The organism is Klebsiella sp. C283 (assembly GCF_048822555.1).
Lineage (GTDB): Bacteria > Pseudomonadota > Gammaproteobacteria > Enterobacterales > Enterobacteriaceae > Klebsiella > Klebsiella quasipneumoniae.
The window spans coordinates 12,540-29,934 of record NZ_JBMEZS010000004.1 but is presented as its reverse complement, the minus strand read 5'-3'; the positions used below and the strand labels follow the sequence as shown (position 1 = coordinate 29,934).

The 17,395-nt window shown below is 58.4% G+C and carries 16 protein-coding genes and 1 pseudogene; 9 read left to right on the top strand and 8 right to left on the bottom strand.

The window, feature by feature from the left end; translation table 11 throughout:
- Positions 1-3: 3 nt before the first annotated feature.
- The 3 genes from yobA to ACOI7Z_RS08360 are packed head-to-tail and all read left to right on the top strand — an operon-like array spanning position 4 to position 1,606.
- Positions 4-378 carry a CopC domain-containing protein YobA gene (gene yobA, locus ACOI7Z_RS08370; RefSeq protein WP_032453372.1) on the top strand — a complete coding sequence of 125 codons (375 nt, stop codon included), beginning with the start codon at positions 4-6 and terminating at the stop codon, positions 376-378.
- Positions 379-381: 3 nt separating this feature from the next.
- Complete coding sequence (gene copD / locus ACOI7Z_RS08365; RefSeq protein WP_048297809.1) at positions 382-1,251, top strand: copper homeostasis membrane protein CopD; 870 nt, start codon at positions 382-384, stop codon at positions 1,249-1,251.
- 16 nt (positions 1,252-1,267) lie between these two features.
- Entirely contained in the window at positions 1,268-1,606 is a 339-nt protein-coding gene (locus ACOI7Z_RS08360) for a YebY family protein (RefSeq protein ID WP_002911404.1), read from the top strand.
- A gap of 639 nt (positions 1,607-2,245) precedes the next feature.
- Here ACOI7Z_RS08360 and ACOI7Z_RS08355 read toward each other — a convergent pair.
- Both ACOI7Z_RS08355 and ACOI7Z_RS08350 read right to left on the bottom strand, forming a co-directional pair.
- Positions 2,246-2,389 (bottom strand): Ecr family regulatory small membrane protein, encoded by a 144-nt coding sequence (locus ACOI7Z_RS08355; protein WP_032425946.1) that lies wholly within the window; start codon positions 2,387-2,389, stop codon positions 2,246-2,248.
- Positions 2,390-2,492: 103 nt separating this feature from the next.
- Positions 2,493-3,461, bottom strand: coding sequence for a VirK/YbjX family protein (locus ACOI7Z_RS08350; protein WP_072413392.1), 969 nt, complete (start codon positions 3,459-3,461; stop codon positions 2,493-2,495).
- A gap of 156 nt (positions 3,462-3,617) precedes the next feature.
- Here ACOI7Z_RS08350 and pphA point away from each other — a divergent pair, with 156 nt between their 5' ends.
- Complete coding sequence (gene pphA, locus ACOI7Z_RS08345; RefSeq protein WP_023290232.1) at positions 3,618-4,271, top strand: protein-serine/threonine phosphatase; 654 nt, start codon at positions 3,618-3,620, stop codon at positions 4,269-4,271.
- Here the strand turns inward: pphA and ACOI7Z_RS08340 are convergent.
- The 5 genes from ACOI7Z_RS08340 to yebS all read right to left on the bottom strand — a co-directional run bounded on the left by ACOI7Z_RS08340 (position 4,268) and on the right by yebS (position 10,357).
- Positions 4,268-4,459 carry a YebW family protein gene (locus ACOI7Z_RS08340; protein ID WP_002911395.1) on the bottom strand — a complete coding sequence of 64 codons (192 nt, stop codon included), beginning with the start codon at positions 4,457-4,459 and terminating at the stop codon, positions 4,268-4,270. The two genes, pphA and ACOI7Z_RS08340, sit on opposite strands and share 4 nt — an antisense overlap.
- Positions 4,460-4,556: 97 nt before the next feature.
- Positions 4,557-4,796 carry a YebV family protein gene (locus tag ACOI7Z_RS08335; RefSeq protein ID WP_002911393.1) on the bottom strand — a complete coding sequence of 80 codons (240 nt, stop codon included), beginning with the start codon at positions 4,794-4,796 and terminating at the stop codon, positions 4,557-4,559.
- Between the two features lie 115 nt (positions 4,797-4,911).
- Positions 4,912-6,342: a 16S rRNA (cytosine(1407)-C(5))-methyltransferase RsmF gene (rsmF, locus tag ACOI7Z_RS08330; protein ID WP_137916233.1), complete on the bottom strand. Its 1,431-nt coding sequence runs from the start codon at positions 6,340-6,342 to the stop codon at positions 4,912-4,914.
- A 129-nt stretch (positions 6,343-6,471) separates the two neighbouring features.
- Positions 6,472-9,105, bottom strand: a complete 2,634-nt coding sequence (locus tag ACOI7Z_RS08325) for a PqiB family protein (RefSeq protein WP_065881173.1) — start codon at positions 9,103-9,105, stop codon at positions 6,472-6,474.
- Positions 9,074-10,357 (bottom strand): membrane integrity lipid transport subunit YebS, encoded by a 1,284-nt coding sequence (gene yebS, locus ACOI7Z_RS08320; RefSeq protein WP_032428915.1) that lies wholly within the window; start codon positions 10,355-10,357, stop codon positions 9,074-9,076. Before yebS ends, ACOI7Z_RS08325 begins: the two co-directional genes overlap by 32 nt.
- A gap of 132 nt (positions 10,358-10,489) precedes the next feature.
- Between yebS and ACOI7Z_RS08315 the strand changes: the two are divergent.
- The 4 genes and pseudogenes from ACOI7Z_RS08315 (at position 10,490) to htpX (ending at position 14,949) form a co-directional block, all read left to right on the top strand.
- Positions 10,490-11,003: pseudogene (locus tag ACOI7Z_RS08315) on the top strand (GAF domain-containing protein).
- Between the two features lie 81 nt (positions 11,004-11,084).
- The gene (proQ, locus tag ACOI7Z_RS08310; protein WP_023290227.1) at positions 11,085-11,762 is read left to right on the top strand and encodes an RNA chaperone ProQ; all 678 of its coding nucleotides are present in this window, start codon (positions 11,085-11,087) and stop codon (positions 11,760-11,762) included.
- A 19-nt stretch (positions 11,763-11,781) separates the two neighbouring features.
- Positions 11,782-13,830: a carboxy terminal-processing peptidase gene (gene prc, locus ACOI7Z_RS08305; protein ID WP_032453364.1), complete on the top strand. Its 2,049-nt coding sequence runs from the start codon at positions 11,782-11,784 to the stop codon at positions 13,828-13,830.
- 234 nt (positions 13,831-14,064) lie between these two features.
- A complete protein-coding gene (gene htpX, locus ACOI7Z_RS08300) occupies positions 14,065-14,949 on the top strand; it encodes a protease HtpX (RefSeq protein WP_023290225.1) in 885 nt (294 codons plus the stop codon).
- Between the two features lie 68 nt (positions 14,950-15,017).
- On the opposite strand, the gene ACOI7Z_RS08295 is transcribed toward htpX, so the two are convergent.
- Positions 15,018-16,388, bottom strand: coding sequence for an MFS transporter (locus ACOI7Z_RS08295; RefSeq protein ID WP_044523967.1), 1,371 nt, complete (start codon positions 16,386-16,388; stop codon positions 15,018-15,020).
- A 177-nt stretch (positions 16,389-16,565) separates the two neighbouring features.
- Here ACOI7Z_RS08295 and kdgR point away from each other — a divergent pair, with 177 nt between their 5' ends.
- On the top strand, positions 16,566-17,357 hold the full coding sequence (gene kdgR, locus ACOI7Z_RS08290; RefSeq protein ID WP_004203369.1) for a DNA-binding transcriptional regulator KdgR: 792 nt from the start codon (positions 16,566-16,568) through the stop codon (positions 17,355-17,357).
- The last annotated feature ends 38 nt before the right edge of the window (positions 17,358-17,395 follow it).

Genomic DNA, 17,395 nt, shown 5'->3' with positions numbered 1-17,395 from the left:
AATATGCGACTTCTTGCTGGACGCGCGATGCGCCTCTCCGTTGCGTTTGCCGGGCTATTAACCGCGACGGGCGCGCTCGCCCACGCTCACCTGCAGCAGCAGATCCCCGCCGCCGGCGCGCAGCTGGCGGCTTCTCCGCAGACGCTGACGCTCAGTTTCTCCGAAGGCATTGAACCCGCGTTCAGCGGGGTGTCCGTCACCGGTCCGCAGCAGCATGCGGTGGCCACCGGCAAACTGACCCGCAGCGCCGACAACCCCACCCAGGTCACCGTGCCTGTGGCGGAAACCCTGCGGCCGGGAGAATACACTGTGGCATGGCATGTAGTTTCAGTGGATGGCCATAAAACCAAAGGGCAATACACCTTTAGCGTGAAGTAAGCGATGCTGACCGGGCTCTATATTACCCTGCGTTTTGGGCATTTTATCGCCCTGATGCTGGCTTTTGGCTGCGTGCTGTATGGCGCCTGGTGGGCGCCGGTGCCGCTGCGACGCGTACTGATGCTGCGCTTCTATCCGCTGTTGCGCCCGCTGCTGCTGATCGGCGCGCTCTCTACCCTGGCGCTGTATCTGCTGCAGGGGGGGATGATGGGCGAGGGCTGGGCGGATGTCTGGCAACCCGCCGTCTGGCAGGCGGTGGCGGGTACCCGCTTCGGCGGGGTGTGGATCTGGCAGATCCTGCTGGCGTGGATCGCCCTCGCCGTGGTGTGGATCCGTCCCCGCCACGGCGCTCGCCAGCTGGTGGCCCTGCTGGCGGCCCAGCTGCTGCTTTCCGCTGGGGTAGGGCATGCCGCCATGCATGATGGTTTACTCGGCGCCCTGCAGCGGACTAATCATGCTGTCCACCTCTTCTGCGTCGCCAGCTGGTTCGGCGGCCTGTTGCCCTTTATCTATTGCCTGCGCCTGGCGCAGGGGCGCTGGCGGCAGGCCGCAGTCTATACCATGGCGCGCTTTTCACGCTACGGGCATCTGGCCGTCGCCGGCACCCTTGCCAGCGGGGCGATCAATGCGCTGTTGATCCAGGGAGGATTGATTGGCGCATCGCCCTGGGGACGCCTGCTGTTGATCAAATGTGCGCTGGTGGCCGGGATGGTGGTAATTGCGTTAGTGAACAGGTATGTTCTGGTACCGCGCATGTCGGCAAGCGGTTCGCGGGCGGAAAGCCTGATCCTGCGAACCACGCAGGCCGAGATAGGGCTGGGCGCGCTGGCGCTGCTGGCCGTCAGCCTGTTTGCCACCTGGGAACCTTATTGAATTAACTGGCAAAATCATGAAAAAAATTGTTCTGACCATGTTGTTACTGGCAAGCTCCGGCGCTGCTCTGGCGGCGCCGCAAATTATCACCGTGAGCCGCTTTGAGGTAGGAAAGGAGAGCTGGGCGTTCAACCGTGAAGAGGTGATGTTGACCTGTCGTCCGGGCAATGCCCTCTACGCTATCAACCCGAGCACCCTGGTCCAGTATCCGCTCAATGAGGTGGCTGAGCAGCAGGTCAAAGCCGGCAAAACCACCGCCCAGCCGATCTCGGTGATCCAGATCGACGATCCGCAGCACCCGGGGCAAAAAATGAGCCTCGCGCCGTTTATCGAGCGCGCGCAGAAGCTCTGCTAGATTTTCGCGCTATCTCGCTGTAATGACATAAAAAAAACCGCCCTTGCCGGACAACGGCAGTGGCGGTTTTTTCGCTAACAGCGCCCTCTTTTCCAGGAATTATTCGGCCACATTGGCCGCAGACTGGAAAAGCTGACGCGTTAAACTATTCTTATAGTGCAAGGCGACTTAGCCTGCATTAATGCCAACTTTTAGCGCACGGCTCTCTCCCAAGAGCCATTTCCCTGGACCGAATACAGGAATCGTATTCGGTCTCTTTTTATCTTAATCTGTCTGCTTTCGCGATGACCAGCGACATCCTGTCAGTCAATCACCAGGCTGGCCTCTGGATGTCCCGTTATAGCACACCGTTTTTAGCATACACAATTCATTTACACACAAATTGCATCCTGCGGAAGAACGATATGAGGAAGGCGGAACCGTAAGCGAGGGGAGAGGAAAAGAAAAAACCTGCACCTAAACAGGCCCGGCGTGCAGGTTAACTGGCGGGCCAACATCGGAAGTCTGCTAGTATACCTATTTGTATGATAAATAGAATAAACAAAACCTTATTGATTTGGCAATTCATGCGATTAGTCGTCCGCGCCCCACTACGTGGCGGGAAATAATATTCAGAGGTGTAGTTTCGGGCAAACAGTATTATTCCGGAACGCTGAAGGTGGGAAATATCTGACTCTCCAGATAGCAGAGTAAAAGCCAAATTTCATCGCTGAAAATAAACCATATGCTGCCCAGCAGCACGACCGCCAGAATAATCAGCAGAAAAATTTCGGTTTTACTCATCATGCTAACGACTATCCAATGGCCTGCGGGACCATGATAGTAGCGAAATAAGAACATAATAAGCAAACGCCGCGTAACGGGGCGGGTTCGCTGGTCGCGAAATTTACATGCCCGGCAGCGGCTGCGTCAATATTGCCACCTGCTCCGCCAGCTGATCCAGCAGCTGGAATCGACGCCGGTATTCGGCCCGTTTTTTACTGGCGATGCTCTCCAGCGGTTTTCTTTCCAGACGCAGCGGTAGCTGCCAGCGCCAGAGGCTTTCCGGCTTGCCGTCGATGGATTGCCAGAACTCGTCATAGCTGGCGTGGAAATGGCGCCCCTTGCTCAGGCGATAGCGCAGGGCGCGGAACACATGGCCGTTATCGCTGACGCCGTAAATCGCCGCGATATGGCTGCGAGCGGCCAGCAGCCAGATAAACTCCAGCAGCAGGCGCTTCGGGAACAGACCGTAGCAGGCGCGGGTCGCCTGCTTGATCACCTCATGAGAAACGTGGCGTCGCGGTCCCTGTAAACCGCCGATGACCAGCTGCCAGGCGTCGCCCTCCCGGGTCACGCTGAAGGTCGCGCTGGCCAGCAGGGTATGGTCGCTGTCGCGCAGCCATAGGGTGGTTTCACCCTCACGCTCGGCCTTCCCGGCCGAAGAGGCCGAGAGGGTAAACTGGCGTTCATCTTTTCCATTGAGCGTCAGCAACGGGACCTCGCACACCGCGGTCATGGCATGCGCCAGCCGCGACCCGCGCAGGGTATCGACATAGCGATAATGGCTTATGACCGCCATCGCCCGCTGCCAGGCGTTGAGATCGCGCGTCAGATATTGACGGTGCACTTTCCCCGGCAGCGTCGCCTGCGCCGTCAGCAGCTGGTTAAAATCGTCACGAGCGCTCAGCGCCTCCAGCATCGCTTTGGTAGGGCTATAAAATAACGCCGTGCGCAGCAGAAACTTAAAGCGGTAATTTTTCTGCCGCCAGATAGGTGCGGGTGTTAATCTGCCCATCACCAGATCGGCAATGAGATGCGAGCGCGGCGTAAGCACGCTGGATGAATGCAGGCTATTGTCTGTCACGATAAACACCTCGTTGTTATTTCCTGCTATTTTAAAGCGAGGCACTGATAAGATTAATGCTCTGGCCGACTATATTTGCCGTTTGTTTAAAATCGATTGAGGTGTAAATAAAAAACAGCGGCTGTAAGCTGGAATTACCTATAATTACGGCAGAGAGGTAATTATATGTATCAGCGTATTAATGGCAGCGACTGGCGTAATATCTGGCTGATGGGCGATCTGCATGGCTGCTTTGCGCTGCTGATGGAGCGCCTGCGCCGGCTGCGCTTTGATCCCTGGGCCGATCTGCTGATCTCGGTTGGCGATCTGATCGATCGCGGGCCGCAAAGCGCTGACTGTCTCGGCCTGTTGCGCAGCCGCTGGTTCAGGGCCGTGCGCGGGAATCATGAGCAGATGGCGCTGGAGGCGCTGGAGAGCGGAGATATGACGCTCTGGCAGATGAACGGCGGCGACTGGTACGCCCGGAGCAACGTGCGGCAGCGGGCTGACGTCGATCGGCTGCTGGCGCGCTGTCAGCGGCTGCCGTTGATTATTGAAGTGGAGTGCGCAAAGGCGCGGCATGTGATCGCCCATGCCGATTATCCGGCGCCGGTCTATCGCTGGCAGCAGCCGGTGGATCCCCAGCGGGTCCTGTGGAGCCGCCATCGTCTGAGTGAACATCTGGCAGGGCGTCATGGCGCTATCGCCGGGGCTGACCATTTCTGGTTTGGCCATACGCCGCTTCGCGCGCGTTGTGACTACGACAATCAACACTATATTGACACCGGCGCCGTGTTCGGCGGCACGCTGACCCTGGTGGCGCTGCAGTCGGCAGGCTAAAAGTCACTGTATTCGCTGGCGGGTTGCCAGAAGCCGTCAATAAAATCTTCTATCGGGTAGCAGCCGCCGTGGCGGATCCGCTGATCTTCCATCGCCACCAGGCACTGCGTTTCCTCGCGGTAGACGTCAACCACAATGTCCTCGCAGCCGCCATCCAGATAGCAAATAAACAACACTAAGGCAAACATCCTGGCCTCATGTCCGGGGGCACATACTCTTTAGTGTAGGGGATGACGGCGGGACGGGGAAATAAATAACCCGTCTCAGGCGACGGGTTCATTGGTGTCAGGCAAGGCGCATGACCCAGGCGTCGGACTGGCGGTCGTAATGTTTACGGTAGAGGACGGAATGTTCACCATTGAGAATCGCGGGAACGCTGGTATCGGCATCCCAGGCGTCAAGCTGCATACATAAATCTGGATCGGATTTGCAGGGAATGCTTAACGTTCGCTCACCCTGATGTTCACCATGCAGTTCGGCATCGTCTATCTCAAACGCGCCGATGCGGACATTGGTTTTACTCATCGCTTCACCCCATTTTTCAGCTGAGTTGTGGTACGACCAGTTGCGGCCGTCATTTTTCAGCGTAGTCAATGGGGGGAAAACCGCCAGTCAAAAAGTGCGTATTTTTTGCGCGGTGTCACACCTTGCCGGCAAAAAGTTTCCCATCGCGTACCAGCTCGCGCGGATAACTGTTCTTCAGACGGGAGCCGACGCGCTTGGCCAGGCCCAGCGGCACGCCCTGGAAGGTCACAATGGCTTCGTCCTGCGCTGGCGGGGTTTGCGGATAGACGTCGCGTCCGCGATACCACGCCTCCGCCTCCTCCAGCGTCAGCTCGAAGGCGCGCTGCGGCGCGGCAAAGGCGATAACCGCCTCATGCTGCCAGCGATAACCCTTATTGTGCAGCTCCGCCAGGCGCACGCCAATGCGCGAAAACCGCACCCGACCAAACAGAGGCTCCATAGACTGCGGAAACAGCCACAGCTCTTTATCCCGTTGCCACAGCGTGTGGCTCGCGTCCCATTCCAGCCCGACAGCGCGGGCGGCGGCGGTCGCCGCGGCGGCTTCCCGGCCCTTCAGCGGCATAAACGGGAACTTGCCGACCTTATAGCCCGGCGCCGGGAGCGGATCGATCGCCGCAGTCTTGCGCAGGCGAGCGACAAAGAAGCCTTCACAATCGTAGATCTGCGGGAAGACATGCAGAAATCCCTCCGCGGTTAAGGCATCGGCCGCGCCGGGAAACAGCGCTCCCAGCGGCTGGATCTCTACCGCCTGCGGGTAACGGGACAGCAGCCAGTGAATGACTGACTGATTTTCTTCGCGGTTCAGGGTGCAGGTCGAATAGACCAGCGTCCCGCCAGGGCGCAGGGCATGGAAAGCGCTGTCGATAAGCTCGCGCTGGGTGGCGGCGATGTCGAGGTTGCTCTCCGGCGACCAGTTTCTCAGCGCGTCGGCATCTTTGCGTACCACCCCTTCGCCGGAGCAGGGGGCATCAAGCAGAATGGCGTCGAAGGCTTCGGGCAATGCCGCGCCGAACACCCGGCCGTCGAAATGGGTCAGGCCGACGTTGCTGATGCCGCAGCGGCTGATGTTGGCATGCAGCACTTTCACCCGGCTGGCGGAGAACTCATTCGCCAGGATGCCGCCCGCATTGCCCATCCGGGCGGCGATCTGGGTGGTTTTCGACCCCGGGGCGGCGGCAACGTCCATGACCCGTTCAGGCTGCGGGTTGTCGGCGAACAGGGCGGCGACCGGCAGCATTGAGCTTGCTTCCTGAATATAGAACAGCCCGCTGAGGTGTTCGGCAGTGCTGCCCAGCGGCAGCGCATCGTCGTCCCGTTCGATCCAGAATCCCTCCTCACACCAGGGGACCGGCGTCAGCTGCCAGCCATAGGGCGCGACCAGAGAGAGGAAATCATCGACGCTAATTTTCAGCGTATTGACGCGAATACTACGGCGTAGCGGGCGCTGACAGGCGGCGATAAAGTCGTCGAAAGAGAGGTGCGCCGGCATCGCCGCGCGCATTTGAGCGAGAAACGCTTCAGGGAAATAGACAGTATTTTCGGCCACGGGCAGCGCACCACAGAAAAAAAGGGTGCGCAGTTTAGCACAAACGCCCCGGTGCAGGACACCGGGGCGTGCGGTTTGTCGTCTGCCCGCCGCCGGCGTTTGCCGGGGCGGGAGAAGGGGAGGTGAAGATTACTGCGGCAGGGCGGTGCCCCACTCCCGCCACTCTTTCGGCTCGCTCTCCAGCAGCAGGAAGTGCTTGCCGTCCTGGGCCTTCGGCGCCAGCGGCGTACCCGGCGGCGTGGCAAAGGCGATCCCGCCGCGGATAAACTGATTGAAGGTCCCGGTTTTCACCACGCCGCCAACCAGGCCGAAGTCGAGGCTGTAACCTGAGGCCAGCCAGAACACCGAGTTATTGCGCACCAGGTACTGGTAGCGCTTGCTGATGCGCATCTTAACCATGACCCGGTCAGACATCGATCCCAGCGACAGACCGGTCACCGTCCCGACTTCCAGACCGCGGAACAGCACCGGCGTACCGATGCCAAGCGATCCGGCCTCCGGCGCTTCCACCACGATATTCAGACCGTCGATATAGCGCGAGTCGCTGATCGTCGTATCCTGGATCTCAAAGTCGCGACGCGCCGGGCCGCGTCCGGGCTCAACGTTAATATAGGACTGGAACAGGGTGTCGAGATGCTCCACGCCTGCCGCGGAGATCTGCGGGGTGATCACCGAGAAGCGAGTCCCGGCGCGGGCAAACGTGCCGACGTATTCCGGGTAAAGCACGGCTTTCGCCTGCACCTCGTTTTTGGCGGTGATCAGCTCCAGGGACTGGATCTGACCGATATCGATGCCGAGATAGCGAATCGGCATCCCGGCCGCCATCTTCCCGGCGTCGAACGCGTGCAGGGTGATCTGGCCGCCCACGGCGCGCGCCGCCGTTTCAGAAGCGTAAAGGATGCGTTTATTATTCAGCCGCGCGTTGGCGCTGCTGCCGTTGAGGTTATCGAAACTGATCGCTCCTTTAATGGCGCGGGCCAGCGGCGAGGCCTGAACGGTGAGTCCGTTGCCGTCAAGTTTGACCTTCGCACCCCCTTCCGCCCAGAAGACGCTGTTGTTGGTCAGCAGGTAGCGGTACTCCGGCTTGATATGCAGATCGATATCGAAAGCGTCTTTGCGCGGTTTGACGGCGATGATCTCGCCGACGGCGAATTTACGATACAGCACCACCGAGCCAGCCTGAACGTCAGGCAGCGTCTCAGCGGAGAGGCTCAGGGTGGTGGTCGGCACTTCGCTCAGGCTGTTTTCCTGCGCCTTTTCGAGGTTGGCATACAGCGGATAGCTGCTCTGCATTTCGCCTTTTTCACCCGGGATCACCCGGATCCCGCCGTTCACCCATTCGCTGGCGCTGGCGCCCAGCACCTGCACGCCATCGAGCCCCACTTTGACGTCCAGACGACTGTTCACCACAAACTTGCTGTCGCCGCGGATCAGATCGCGGTATTCCGGGGCAATCGCCACCTGGAAGGTCACCCCTTTGGCCGTCAGCTTGCGCTCCAGCACCTGGCCGACTTTCACCCCGTGCAGCACCAGCGGCTGGCCGCCGTCGATCCCGTAGCTCTCCGGCGCCGAAAGGGTGACGGTGGCGACATTGGGCTCCTCCAGCAGCGCTTTATCCGCTGGCATGACGGAGAAGTGATTACGCGGTTCGCCTTCGCCGGGCACCAGCTCAAAGGTATTGCCGGTGAGCAGGGCGCTGACGCTGGGGTTATCAAGGGAGATCTTCGGCTTCTTCATCTGAATCAGCGTTTTCTCCCGCAGCAGGGTCACCACGCTCGGGTCGACGGTCATCTCGCCCGTGACTTTGCCGCCAGGGTTAAGATTCAGTTTGCTTAACTGGCCCACTTCCAGCCCCTGATACATCAGCGGCGTCGAGCCCGCTTTCAGGCCGTCGCCGTCCGGCAGGTCGAGGGTCACCACCACCCCGCGCTGGCTGTGCGCCAGGTCTTCGTACAGATGATAGTCATCGTTTTGCGAGGCGGCCTGCGAATCGGCAGGGGAGTCAAAGGCGATGGCGCCGTTCACCAGCGCGGAAAGGTTCTCCAGCTGCACTTTGGCCCCGCTCAGGCCGACGTCGGCTTTGATCCCGGAGACGTTCCAGAAACGGCTGCCTTTTTTCACCAGGTTGGTAAACCGGCGCTCGATCAGCACATCAATGGTGACCCCCTGGTTATTGTCATTCAGCGTGAAGTCATACACCCGCCCGACCGGGATCTTACGGAAGTAGACCAGCGAGCCGCTGCTCAGAGAGCCAAGGTCGGGCGCCTGCAGGTGGATCATCAGCTCGCCGTTGTTGATGCGGTATTTTGGCTGGGTGTCGAGGGCGACGAAGTGATCTTCGGGTTCGCCCTTGCCCGGCATCATGCCGATGTAGTTCCCGCCCACCAGGGCATCCAGTCCTGACACGCCGGCCAGAGAGGCTTTCGGCGTGACCAGCCAGAACTGCGTATCTTTGCGCAGCGCCTCTTTCATATCGCGTTTGATACTGGCGGAAACTTCAATTTTACTCAGGTCTTTACTGAGACTAATGTCCTGGACGGTACCGACTTCCACCCCCTGATAGCGGATAGGCGTCCGCCCCGGCACGATGCCGTTAGCAGACTGGAAATCGATAGTGATCGTCGATCCACGGTCGTCAAAGCTGGTCCAGATGAGCCAGGCGGCAATCAGCAGCGCGATGACCGGCAGCAGCCAGAATGGCGAGATACGACGTTTGGTTTTTATTCTGGCTTCAGTCTGCGAAGCGGGCGTTTCCTGACTCATGTGCGTCCCAAAGTAAGCGGCTGTCCAGCCATTCAACTGCAAGAATAGTTAAAATTACCGCGCCACCGAAGTAAACCGCGGCCGGCCCCATCGTAAAGGCGAGGAGCTGATCGCGATTGATTAGCGACATGGTGAGTGAGATAACAAACAGATCCAGCATCGACCAGCGGCCAATCCAGGTTATCAGCCGCAGCAGCAGGATGCGGGTGCGCAGCCCCTGCTCGCATTTGAATTGTATGCTGAGCAGCAGGGTAAATAACACTATAACTTTGGTGAATGGCACCAAAATACTGGCGATAAACACCACGCCGGCGATGGCGATATTGCTGCTGGCGAGGGAGATGATCCCGGAGAGGATGGTGTCTTCCTGGCGCGCGCCGTTAACGTAAATGATGGAGATCGGCAGCAGGTTGGCCGGTAAGAGCAAAATCAGCGAGGCAATCAGCGCCGCCCAGCTGCGCTGCAGGCTCTGCGGTCGGCGATGGTGCAGCGGCGTGTGGCAGCGCCGGCAGCGGCCGCGGGCGTCGCGGTAGCCGGTGTAGTGGCAGCCGGTGCAAACCTGCAGATTGTTATCGGCGCGGGTCGCCGGCCGTTCGGGATAGAATCGCTCCCACAGCTCTTCGACGTTCATATGGATAAGCGTCAGGATGCTCAGCAGCGTCAGGGAGATAAATGCCACGAGGCCGATGCCGGGCTGCAGAAAGGCGTAATCCTGCACCTTGATGGAGGCGACGCCGATGCCCACCAGATAGATATCCAGCATGACCCACTCCTTGAGCTTACCGAGCATTAGCAGCACCGGACGCAGGTTCATCCCCAGCACGTTGCCCAGCCACAGATAGCTAATCGAAACCACCAGCAGCACCGGGGCGACCACCGCGCAAAACAGCACCATCGCGGCGGTAAGCGGATCGCCCTGCGCGGTCATCTGCCAAATTCCATGCAGGACGTTGGCGTCAATGCGAACCCCCAGCAGGTGAAGGCGCAGCAGGGGTTCGGACCAGGCAAAGGGCATTAACAGCAGCATCGCCAGGGCCATGCTGCCCAGACGGGTCAACGACCAGTCCCGGCCATCGCGCACCTTCGCGTTACAGCGCGGACACCAGGCGCTTTGGTTGCGTTTAAGCACTGGTAAGCGAAAGAGCATGTCACACTGCGTACAGCGCTGATAATGCGCATAGGGAAGCGGTGTGCTCACGGCATGCACGACCATCTTATTCGCAGGCTTAAGGGTGGATGTTTTTATCGGCATTTAATACGTACAGGAATGAATGTATCCCACTATCTTAACCTATGAATGAATTCATCTTGAGCCCAAGCGCATTTAATGCTTATTTTAGTAGGCTGTACGTATCAGGCAGTAAGACAACCAAGTGAAGATATAATGAGCAAAACAGAATTTTACGCGGATTTGAACCGCGATTTCCAGGCATTAATGGCAGGTGAAACCAGTTTCCTGGCGATGATCGCCAATACCAGCGCGCTGCTGTTTGAACGACTGGGCGAGGTCAACTGGGCCGGTTTCTATCTTCTGGAAGGCGATACCCTGGTGCTGGGGCCGTTCCAGGGCAAACTGGCCTGCGTGCGGATCCCGGTCGGGCGCGGCGTATGCGGCGCGGCGGTGGCGCAAGCCCAGGTGCAGCGCGTCGAGGACGTCCACGCGTTTGACGGCCACATCGCCTGCGATGCCGCCAGTAATTCGGAAATTGTCTTCCCCCTGCGCGTGAACGACCAGATTATTGGCGTGCTGGATATCGACAGTCCGGCTTACGGCCGCTTCACTGCTGAAGATGAGCAGGGGTTGCGCACGCTGGTCGAGCATCTGGAAAAACTCATCGCGGCCACTGATTATCAAAAAATCTTTACCCGTGTCGTGGGATAATCAACGGATAACGTAGCATTTAGCGAGGACGTCATTATAATGTCGCCTGTTCATGCCTGCGGCTTGTTGGCTACGTCCGTTGTAATCAGGAAATTTCATGGAAAATCAACCTAAGTTGAATAGCAGTAAAGAAGTTATCGCCTTTCTGGCCGAACGTTTCCCTCAGTGCTTCAGCGCTGAAGGCGAAGCGCGCCCCCTGAAAATCGGAATTTTTCAGGATCTCGTTGAGCGAGTGGGTGGTGAGATGAATCTCAGCAAAACCCAGCTTCGCGCTGCATTACGTCTCTATACCTCGAGCTGGCGCTATCTCTACGGCGTAAAAGCCGGCGCTATCCGCGTTGACCTGGACGGCAACCCGTGCGGCGAACTGGAAGAGCAGCACATTGCCCATGCGCGTCAGCAGCTGGAAGAAGCGAAAGCTCGCGTTCAGGCGCAGCGCGCTGCCCAGCAGGCGAAAAAACGCGAAGCCGCTGCCGCTGCAGGCCAGCCGGATGAAGGCGTTCGCCGCGAGCGTAAACCGCGTCCTCAGCAGCCGCGTCGTAAAGAGGGTGCTGAACAGCGTAAACCGCGTCCTGTTGCAGCCAAAGCTCCGCGTGAAGAGCGTCTTACTCCGGTATCGGATGTTTCCGTTCTGACCGTCGGCCAGGCGCTGAAGGTAAAAGCAGGCAATAACGCAATGGACGCCACCGTTGTGGAAATCACCAAAGATGGCGTTCGTGTACAGCTGACTTCTGGTATGTCAATGATTGTACGCGCAGAACACCTGGTGTTCTGAAACGGAGGCCGGGCCAGGCATGAACACATTTTTTAAAATCACCGCGCTTGCGGGCCTGCTGGCAATAGCAGGCCATGCGTTCGCTGTTGATGAAATAACCCGGGCAGATCAAATCCCCGTGCTGAAAGAAGAGCCGCAGCACGCGACGGTGAGCGAGCGCGTGACATCGCGCTTTACCCGCTCTCACTACCGTCAGTTCGATCTCGACAACGCCTTCTCGGCAAAGATTTTTGACCGTTATCTGAACCTGCTGGATTACAGCCATAATGTGCTGCTGGCCAGCGATGTGGCGAAGTTCGCGGCGAAAAAAGACCAAATCGGCGACGAACTGCGCACCGGGAAACTGGACGTCTTCTATGACCTCTACAACCTGGCGCAGCAGCGCCGCTTCGAGCGCTATCAGTATGCGCTGAAGGTGCTGGAACGTCCGATGGACTTTACCGGCAACGATAATTTCAACCTTGACCGCTCCAAAGCGCCGTGGCCGAAAGACGAGGCCGAGCTGAACAAACTGTGGGACGCCAAGGTGAAATTTGACCAGTTAAGCCTGAAGCTGGCGGGGAAAGACGATAAAGAGATCCGCGACACCTTAACCCGTCGCTATAAGTTCGCTATCCGTCGTCTGGCGCAAACCAACAGCGAAGATGTCTTCTCGCTGGCGATGACCGCCTTCGCCCGCGAAATCGACCCGCACACCAACTATCTGTCGCCGCGCAATACCGAGCAGTTCAACACCGAGATGAGTCTCTCACTCGAAGGGATCGGCGCTGTGCTGCAGATGGATGATGACTACACGGTCATTAATTCGCTGGTGGCGGGTGGTCCGGCTGCGAAGAGCAAAGCGATCAGCGTCGGCGACCGTATTGTCGGCGTCGGCCAGACCGGGAAGTCGATGGTCGATGTCATTGGCTGGCGTCTGGATGACGTCGTGGCGCTGATTAAAGGGCCGAAAGGCAGCAAGGTTCGCCTTGAGATCCTGCCGGCCGGCAAAGGGGCCAAGACGCGTATCGTCACCCTGACCCGCGAACGTATCCGTCTGGAAGACCGCGCGGTGAAGATGTCGGTGAAAACCGTCGGTAAAGAAAAAGTCGGCGTGCTGGATATCCCGGGCTTTTACGTCGGCCTGACCGATGATGTGAAAGTGCAGCTGCAGAAGCTGGAAAAACAGAACGTCAGCAGCGTGGTTATCGATCTGCGCAGCAACGGCGGCGGGGCGCTGACCGAAGCGGTATCGCTCTCGGGGCTGTTTATTCCGTCCGGCCCGGTGGTGCAGGTGCGGGATAACAATGGCAAGGTGCGCGAAGACAGCGATAACGATGGCGTAGTCTATTACAAAGGGCCGCTGGTGGTGCTGGTTGACCGCTTTAGCGCCTCAGCGTCTGAGATCTTTGCCGCCGCAATGCAGGATTATGGCCGCGCGCTGATCGTTGGCGAGCCGACCTTCGGTAAAGGTACCGTACAGCAGTATCGCTCGTTGAATCGTATCTACGATCAGATGCTGCGTCCGGACTGGCCGGCGTTAGGTTCCGTTCAGTACACCATCCAGAAGTTCTACCGCATTAACGGCGGCAGTACTCAGCGCAAAGGCGTAACGCCGGATATCATGATGCCAACCGGAAATGAAGATCGCGAAACCGGCGAGCAGTATGAAGACAACGCGCTGCCGTGGGATAGCATCAACGCGGCCACCTACGTGAAGTCCGGGGACCTCGCCCCGTTTGGACCGGAACTGCTCAAGCGCCACGACGAGCGTATTGCCCAGGATCCTGAGTTCCAGTACATCATGAAGGATATTGCCCGTTATAACGCGATGAAGGACAAGCGTAACATCGTCTCTCTGAACTACGCGCAGCGTGAAAAAGAGAACGAAGAGGATGATGCGATTCGTCTGGCGCGGATTAACGATCGCCTGAAACGCGAAGGCAAACCGCCGCTGAAAAAACTGGACGATCTGCCGAAGGATTACCAGGAGCCGGATCCGTATCTTGATGAAACGGTCCATATCGCGGTAGACCTGGCGCATCTCGAAAAAGCGCGCCCGGCGGTGGAACCGCCGGCCAGCCAATAAGTCGCCAACGGGCACCCTGAGAGGTGCCCGTTTTTTTATGCGCCTGGTCATCGCCATTCAGCTCATCTAACAAAATGTCAACCTGCTCTGCCGCTGTCAGCAAGATGCTACAAAATGTAAAGTTGTGTTTTTATCGTGACTTAGCGGGGGCTGATGGTTGAAAATTGCAGCCTGACCCATACGATGTGGGTAATCGCATAGTGCGTTTTGTTAAATTGAGGTAAAAAGAAAATTATGATGCGAATCGCGCTTTTCCTGCTGACGAACCTGGCAGTGATGGTCGTGTTCGGGCTGGTGTTAAGCCTCACGGGGATCCAATCCAGCAGCATGACCGGTCTGTTGATTATGGCCCTGCTGTTCGGCTTCGGTGGTTCTATCGTTTCGCTGATGATGTCGAAATGGATGGCGCTGAAGTCTGTGGGTGGGGAAGTGATCGAGCAGCCGCGCAACGAAACGGAACGCTGGCTGATGAACACCGTTGCGCAGCAGGCGCAGCAGGCGGGCATTGCCATGCCGCAGGTGGCTATCTATCACGCCCCTGACATCAACGCCTTCGCTACCGGCGCGCGTCGCGACGCCTCGCTGGTTGCCGTCAGTACCGGGCTGTTGCAAAACATGAGCCGTGATGAAGCGGAAGCGGTCATCGCCCATGAAATCAGCCACATCGCCAATGGCGATATGGTCACCATGACGCTGATCCAGGGGGTGGTAAACACCTTCGTTATCTTTATCTCCCGCGTTATCGCGCAGATTGCGGCCGGCTTCCTCGGCGGCAACCGGGAAGATGAAGGCGAGAGCAGCAATGGCAACCCGCTGATCTACTTCGCCGTCGCCACGGTGCTGGAGCTGGTGTTCGGTATTCTGGCCAGCATTATCACCATGTGGTTCTCTCGTCATCGCGAGTTCCATGCTGATGCCGGCTCGGCGCGCCTGGTGGGCCGCGAGAAGATGATTGCCGCCCTGCAGCGTCTGAAAACCAGCTATGAGCCGCAGGAAGCCAGCAGCATGATGGCGTTCTGCATTAATGGTAAAGCGAAATCCATGAGCGAGCTGTTTATGACCCACCCGCCGCTGGACAAGCGTATTGAAGCCCTGCGTAGCGGTGAATATCTGAAATAGTCCGTCATCTGACGCTGAAAATAAAAATCCGCAGCCCGAAGGCTGCGGATTTTTTTTGTCCTTCATCGTCAGGCTGCGCGCGGCTGGGTGACGCGCAGACCGCTAATCAGCGCCGCGACGGTCGCCAGGATGCCGGCCAGCAGCAGGGCGGTGTGGGTGCCGCTGTTGCCGAGCAGGTTGAACAGCAGGGCCACCAGCGCGGCGCCGGTGCTCTGGCCGAGCAGGCGAGCGGTGCCCAGCATGCCGCTGGCGCCGCCGCTGCGATGGCTCGGGGCCGAGGCGACAATGGTGTGGTTGTTGGGCGACTGGAACAGCCCGAAGCCGGCGCCGCACAGCGCCATACGCCAGATAATATCCAGATCGGTGGGCGACGCCGGAAGCAGCGCCAGACCGAACAGGCCGCAGGCCATAACCAGCAGCCCAATGGCCCCCAGCAGCCCCGCATGGCATTTCTCGATTAAATAGCCGGCCAGCGGCGCCATCACCATCGTCGCCAGCGGCCACGGCGTCAGCAGCAGGCCGGTTTCCACTTCGCTGCGCCCCATCATCGTCTGCAGGAAGAAAGGCAGAGAGACCATCGCCAGCATCTGTGCGCAGAAGGAGCAGATGGAGGTGCAGATTGAGAGGGAGAAGAGCGGGATGCGCAGCAGATCGACCGGCAGCAGCGGGACGGGCATCGTGAGCTGACGGCGAACGAAGAAAAAGCCTACCACCAGCATAGCGGCGACCTCCGCCAGCACCAGCTGCGTGGACTGGCCCTGGGCGAAACCGCTCAGGGCGGTGATCAACAGCCCGAAGGTCAGCGCGTTCATGATGGCGCTCGGCAAATCGAAGCGGACGATTTTGCTGCGCGCGCTGTTGGGCGGCAGAAAGCGCATGGCCAGGACAAAGGCGACGATGCCGAGAGGCACGTTAATTAAAAACAGCCATTGCCATGAGGCGAGGGAGAGGATGGCGGCGGCGATCGTCGGGCCTGCCGCCGAAGAGACGGCGACGACAAAGGAGTTGATACCCATGCCGCGACCGAGAAAGCGCTGAGGATAAATCAGGCGGATCAACGCCGTGTTTACGCTCATCAGCGCGGCGCCGCCCAGTCCCTGGGCGACGCGGGCGAAGGTCAGCATTTCGAGGCTGCGCGACAGGGCGCAGGCCAGCGAGGTAAAGATAAACACCACCAGGCCTATCTTATAGATACGGCGATAACCGACCATGTCGCCGAGGAAAGAGAGCGGCAGCAGGGCGATAACAATGGCGATTTGGTATGCGTTAACGATCCAGATTGAAGCCGCCGGCGAGGCGTTAAGATCGCTGGCGATGGTTGGCAGCGCGACGTTAGCGATAGCCCCGTCGAGCACGGCCATGGTCAGCCCAAGCACAATGGTCAGAATGGCGCCATAGCGTTGCGGCAGCGGCACGCCATCGGATGAATTTTTATCCATGGTGAATATAAGTCTTAAATGAAACGGTTTTTTGAATGATGAGTTTAGCATTGATTATTCCGCAGTATGTCGCAGATTTGTAACGAAGTGGCAGAAGAATGATTGCGGCGCAGAGGCGGCGAATTTATAATAAAAACCGGTTCTAAATTTTATAAAACAGTTACGACGAGGTGATAAATGGCAGGTGCAGATTTGGATAAACAGCCAGATTCTGTCTCTTCGGTATTGAAGGTTTTCGGCATCCTGCAGGCGCTGGGTGAAGAGCGTGAAATTGGCATTACCGAACTGTCCCAGCGCGTCATGATGTCGAAAAGCACCGTTTATCGCTTTTTACAGACCATGAAATCACTGGGCTATGTGGCGCAGGAGGGAGAGTCTGAGAAATACTCCCTCACGCTCAAACTGTTCGAGCTGGGCGCGCGCGCGCTGCAGAACGTCGATCTGGTGCGCAGCGCCGATATTCAGATGCGGGAACTCTCCCGCCTGACGAAAGAGACTATCCATCTCGGCGCGCTGGATGAAGACAGTATTGTTTACATTCACAAGATTGATTCAATGTATAACCTGCGGATGTACTCGCGTATCGGCCGTCGCAACCCGCTGTACAGCACCGCGATTGGCAAGGTTCTGCTGGCGTGGCGCGATCGCAGCGAAGTGGAGCAGATCCTTGACGGCGTGGAGTATAAACGTAGCACCGAGCGGACCATCACCAGTACCGCTGAGTTGCTGAAGGTGCTGGATGGCGTTCGCGAGCAGGGGTATGGCGAAGATAACGAAGAGCAGGAAGAGGGGCTACGCTGCATCGGGGTACCGGTATTCGACCGTTTCGGCGTGGTCATCGCCGGGCTGAGTATCTCTTTCCCGACCTTACGTTTCTCTGAAGAACGTTTGCATGAATATGTGGCGATGCTGCACCAGGCGGCGCGCAAGATTTCTGAGCAGATGGGATATAACGACTACCCCTTCTGACACGGCGCTGAAGCATTCGGCGACCGCGGCGCTATCGT

Bases quoted from the DNA above. Each gene is read 5' to 3' on its own strand.
- ACOI7Z_RS08360 (WP_002911404.1), top strand. From the start codon at position 1,268: ATGAAAAAAATTGTTCTGACCATGTTGTTACTGGCAAGCTCCGGCGCT.
- yebS (WP_032428915.1), bottom strand. From the start codon at position 10,357: ATGCCGATAAAAACATCCACCCTTAAGCCTGCGAATAAGATGGTCGTG.
- ACOI7Z_RS08295 (WP_044523967.1), bottom strand. From the start codon at position 16,388: ATGGATAAAAATTCATCCGATGGCGTGCCGCTGCCGCAACGCTATGGC.
- ACOI7Z_RS08355 (WP_032425946.1), bottom strand. From the start codon at position 2,389: ATGAGTAAAACCGAAATTTTTCTGCTGATTATTCTGGCGGTCGTGCTG.
- copD (WP_048297809.1), top strand. From the start codon at position 382: ATGCTGACCGGGCTCTATATTACCCTGCGTTTTGGGCATTTTATCGCC.
- yobA (WP_032453372.1), top strand. From the start codon at position 4: ATGCGACTTCTTGCTGGACGCGCGATGCGCCTCTCCGTTGCGTTTGCC.
- ACOI7Z_RS08340 (WP_002911395.1), bottom strand. From the start codon at position 4,459: ATGTTTGCCTTAGTGTTGTTTATTTGCTATCTGGATGGCGGCTGCGAG.
- pphA (WP_023290232.1), top strand. From the start codon at position 3,618: ATGTATCAGCGTATTAATGGCAGCGACTGGCGTAATATCTGGCTGATG.
- ACOI7Z_RS08325 (WP_065881173.1), bottom strand. From the start codon at position 9,105: ATGAGTCAGGAAACGCCCGCTTCGCAGACTGAAGCCAGAATAAAAACC.
- htpX (WP_023290225.1), top strand. From the start codon at position 14,065: ATGATGCGAATCGCGCTTTTCCTGCTGACGAACCTGGCAGTGATGGTC.
- kdgR (WP_004203369.1), top strand. From the start codon at position 16,566: ATGGCAGGTGCAGATTTGGATAAACAGCCAGATTCTGTCTCTTCGGTA.
- prc (WP_032453364.1), top strand. From the start codon at position 11,782: ATGAACACATTTTTTAAAATCACCGCGCTTGCGGGCCTGCTGGCAATA.
- ACOI7Z_RS08335 (WP_002911393.1), bottom strand. From the start codon at position 4,796: ATGAGTAAAACCAATGTCCGCATCGGCGCGTTTGAGATAGACGATGCC.
- proQ (WP_023290227.1), top strand. From the start codon at position 11,085: ATGGAAAATCAACCTAAGTTGAATAGCAGTAAAGAAGTTATCGCCTTT.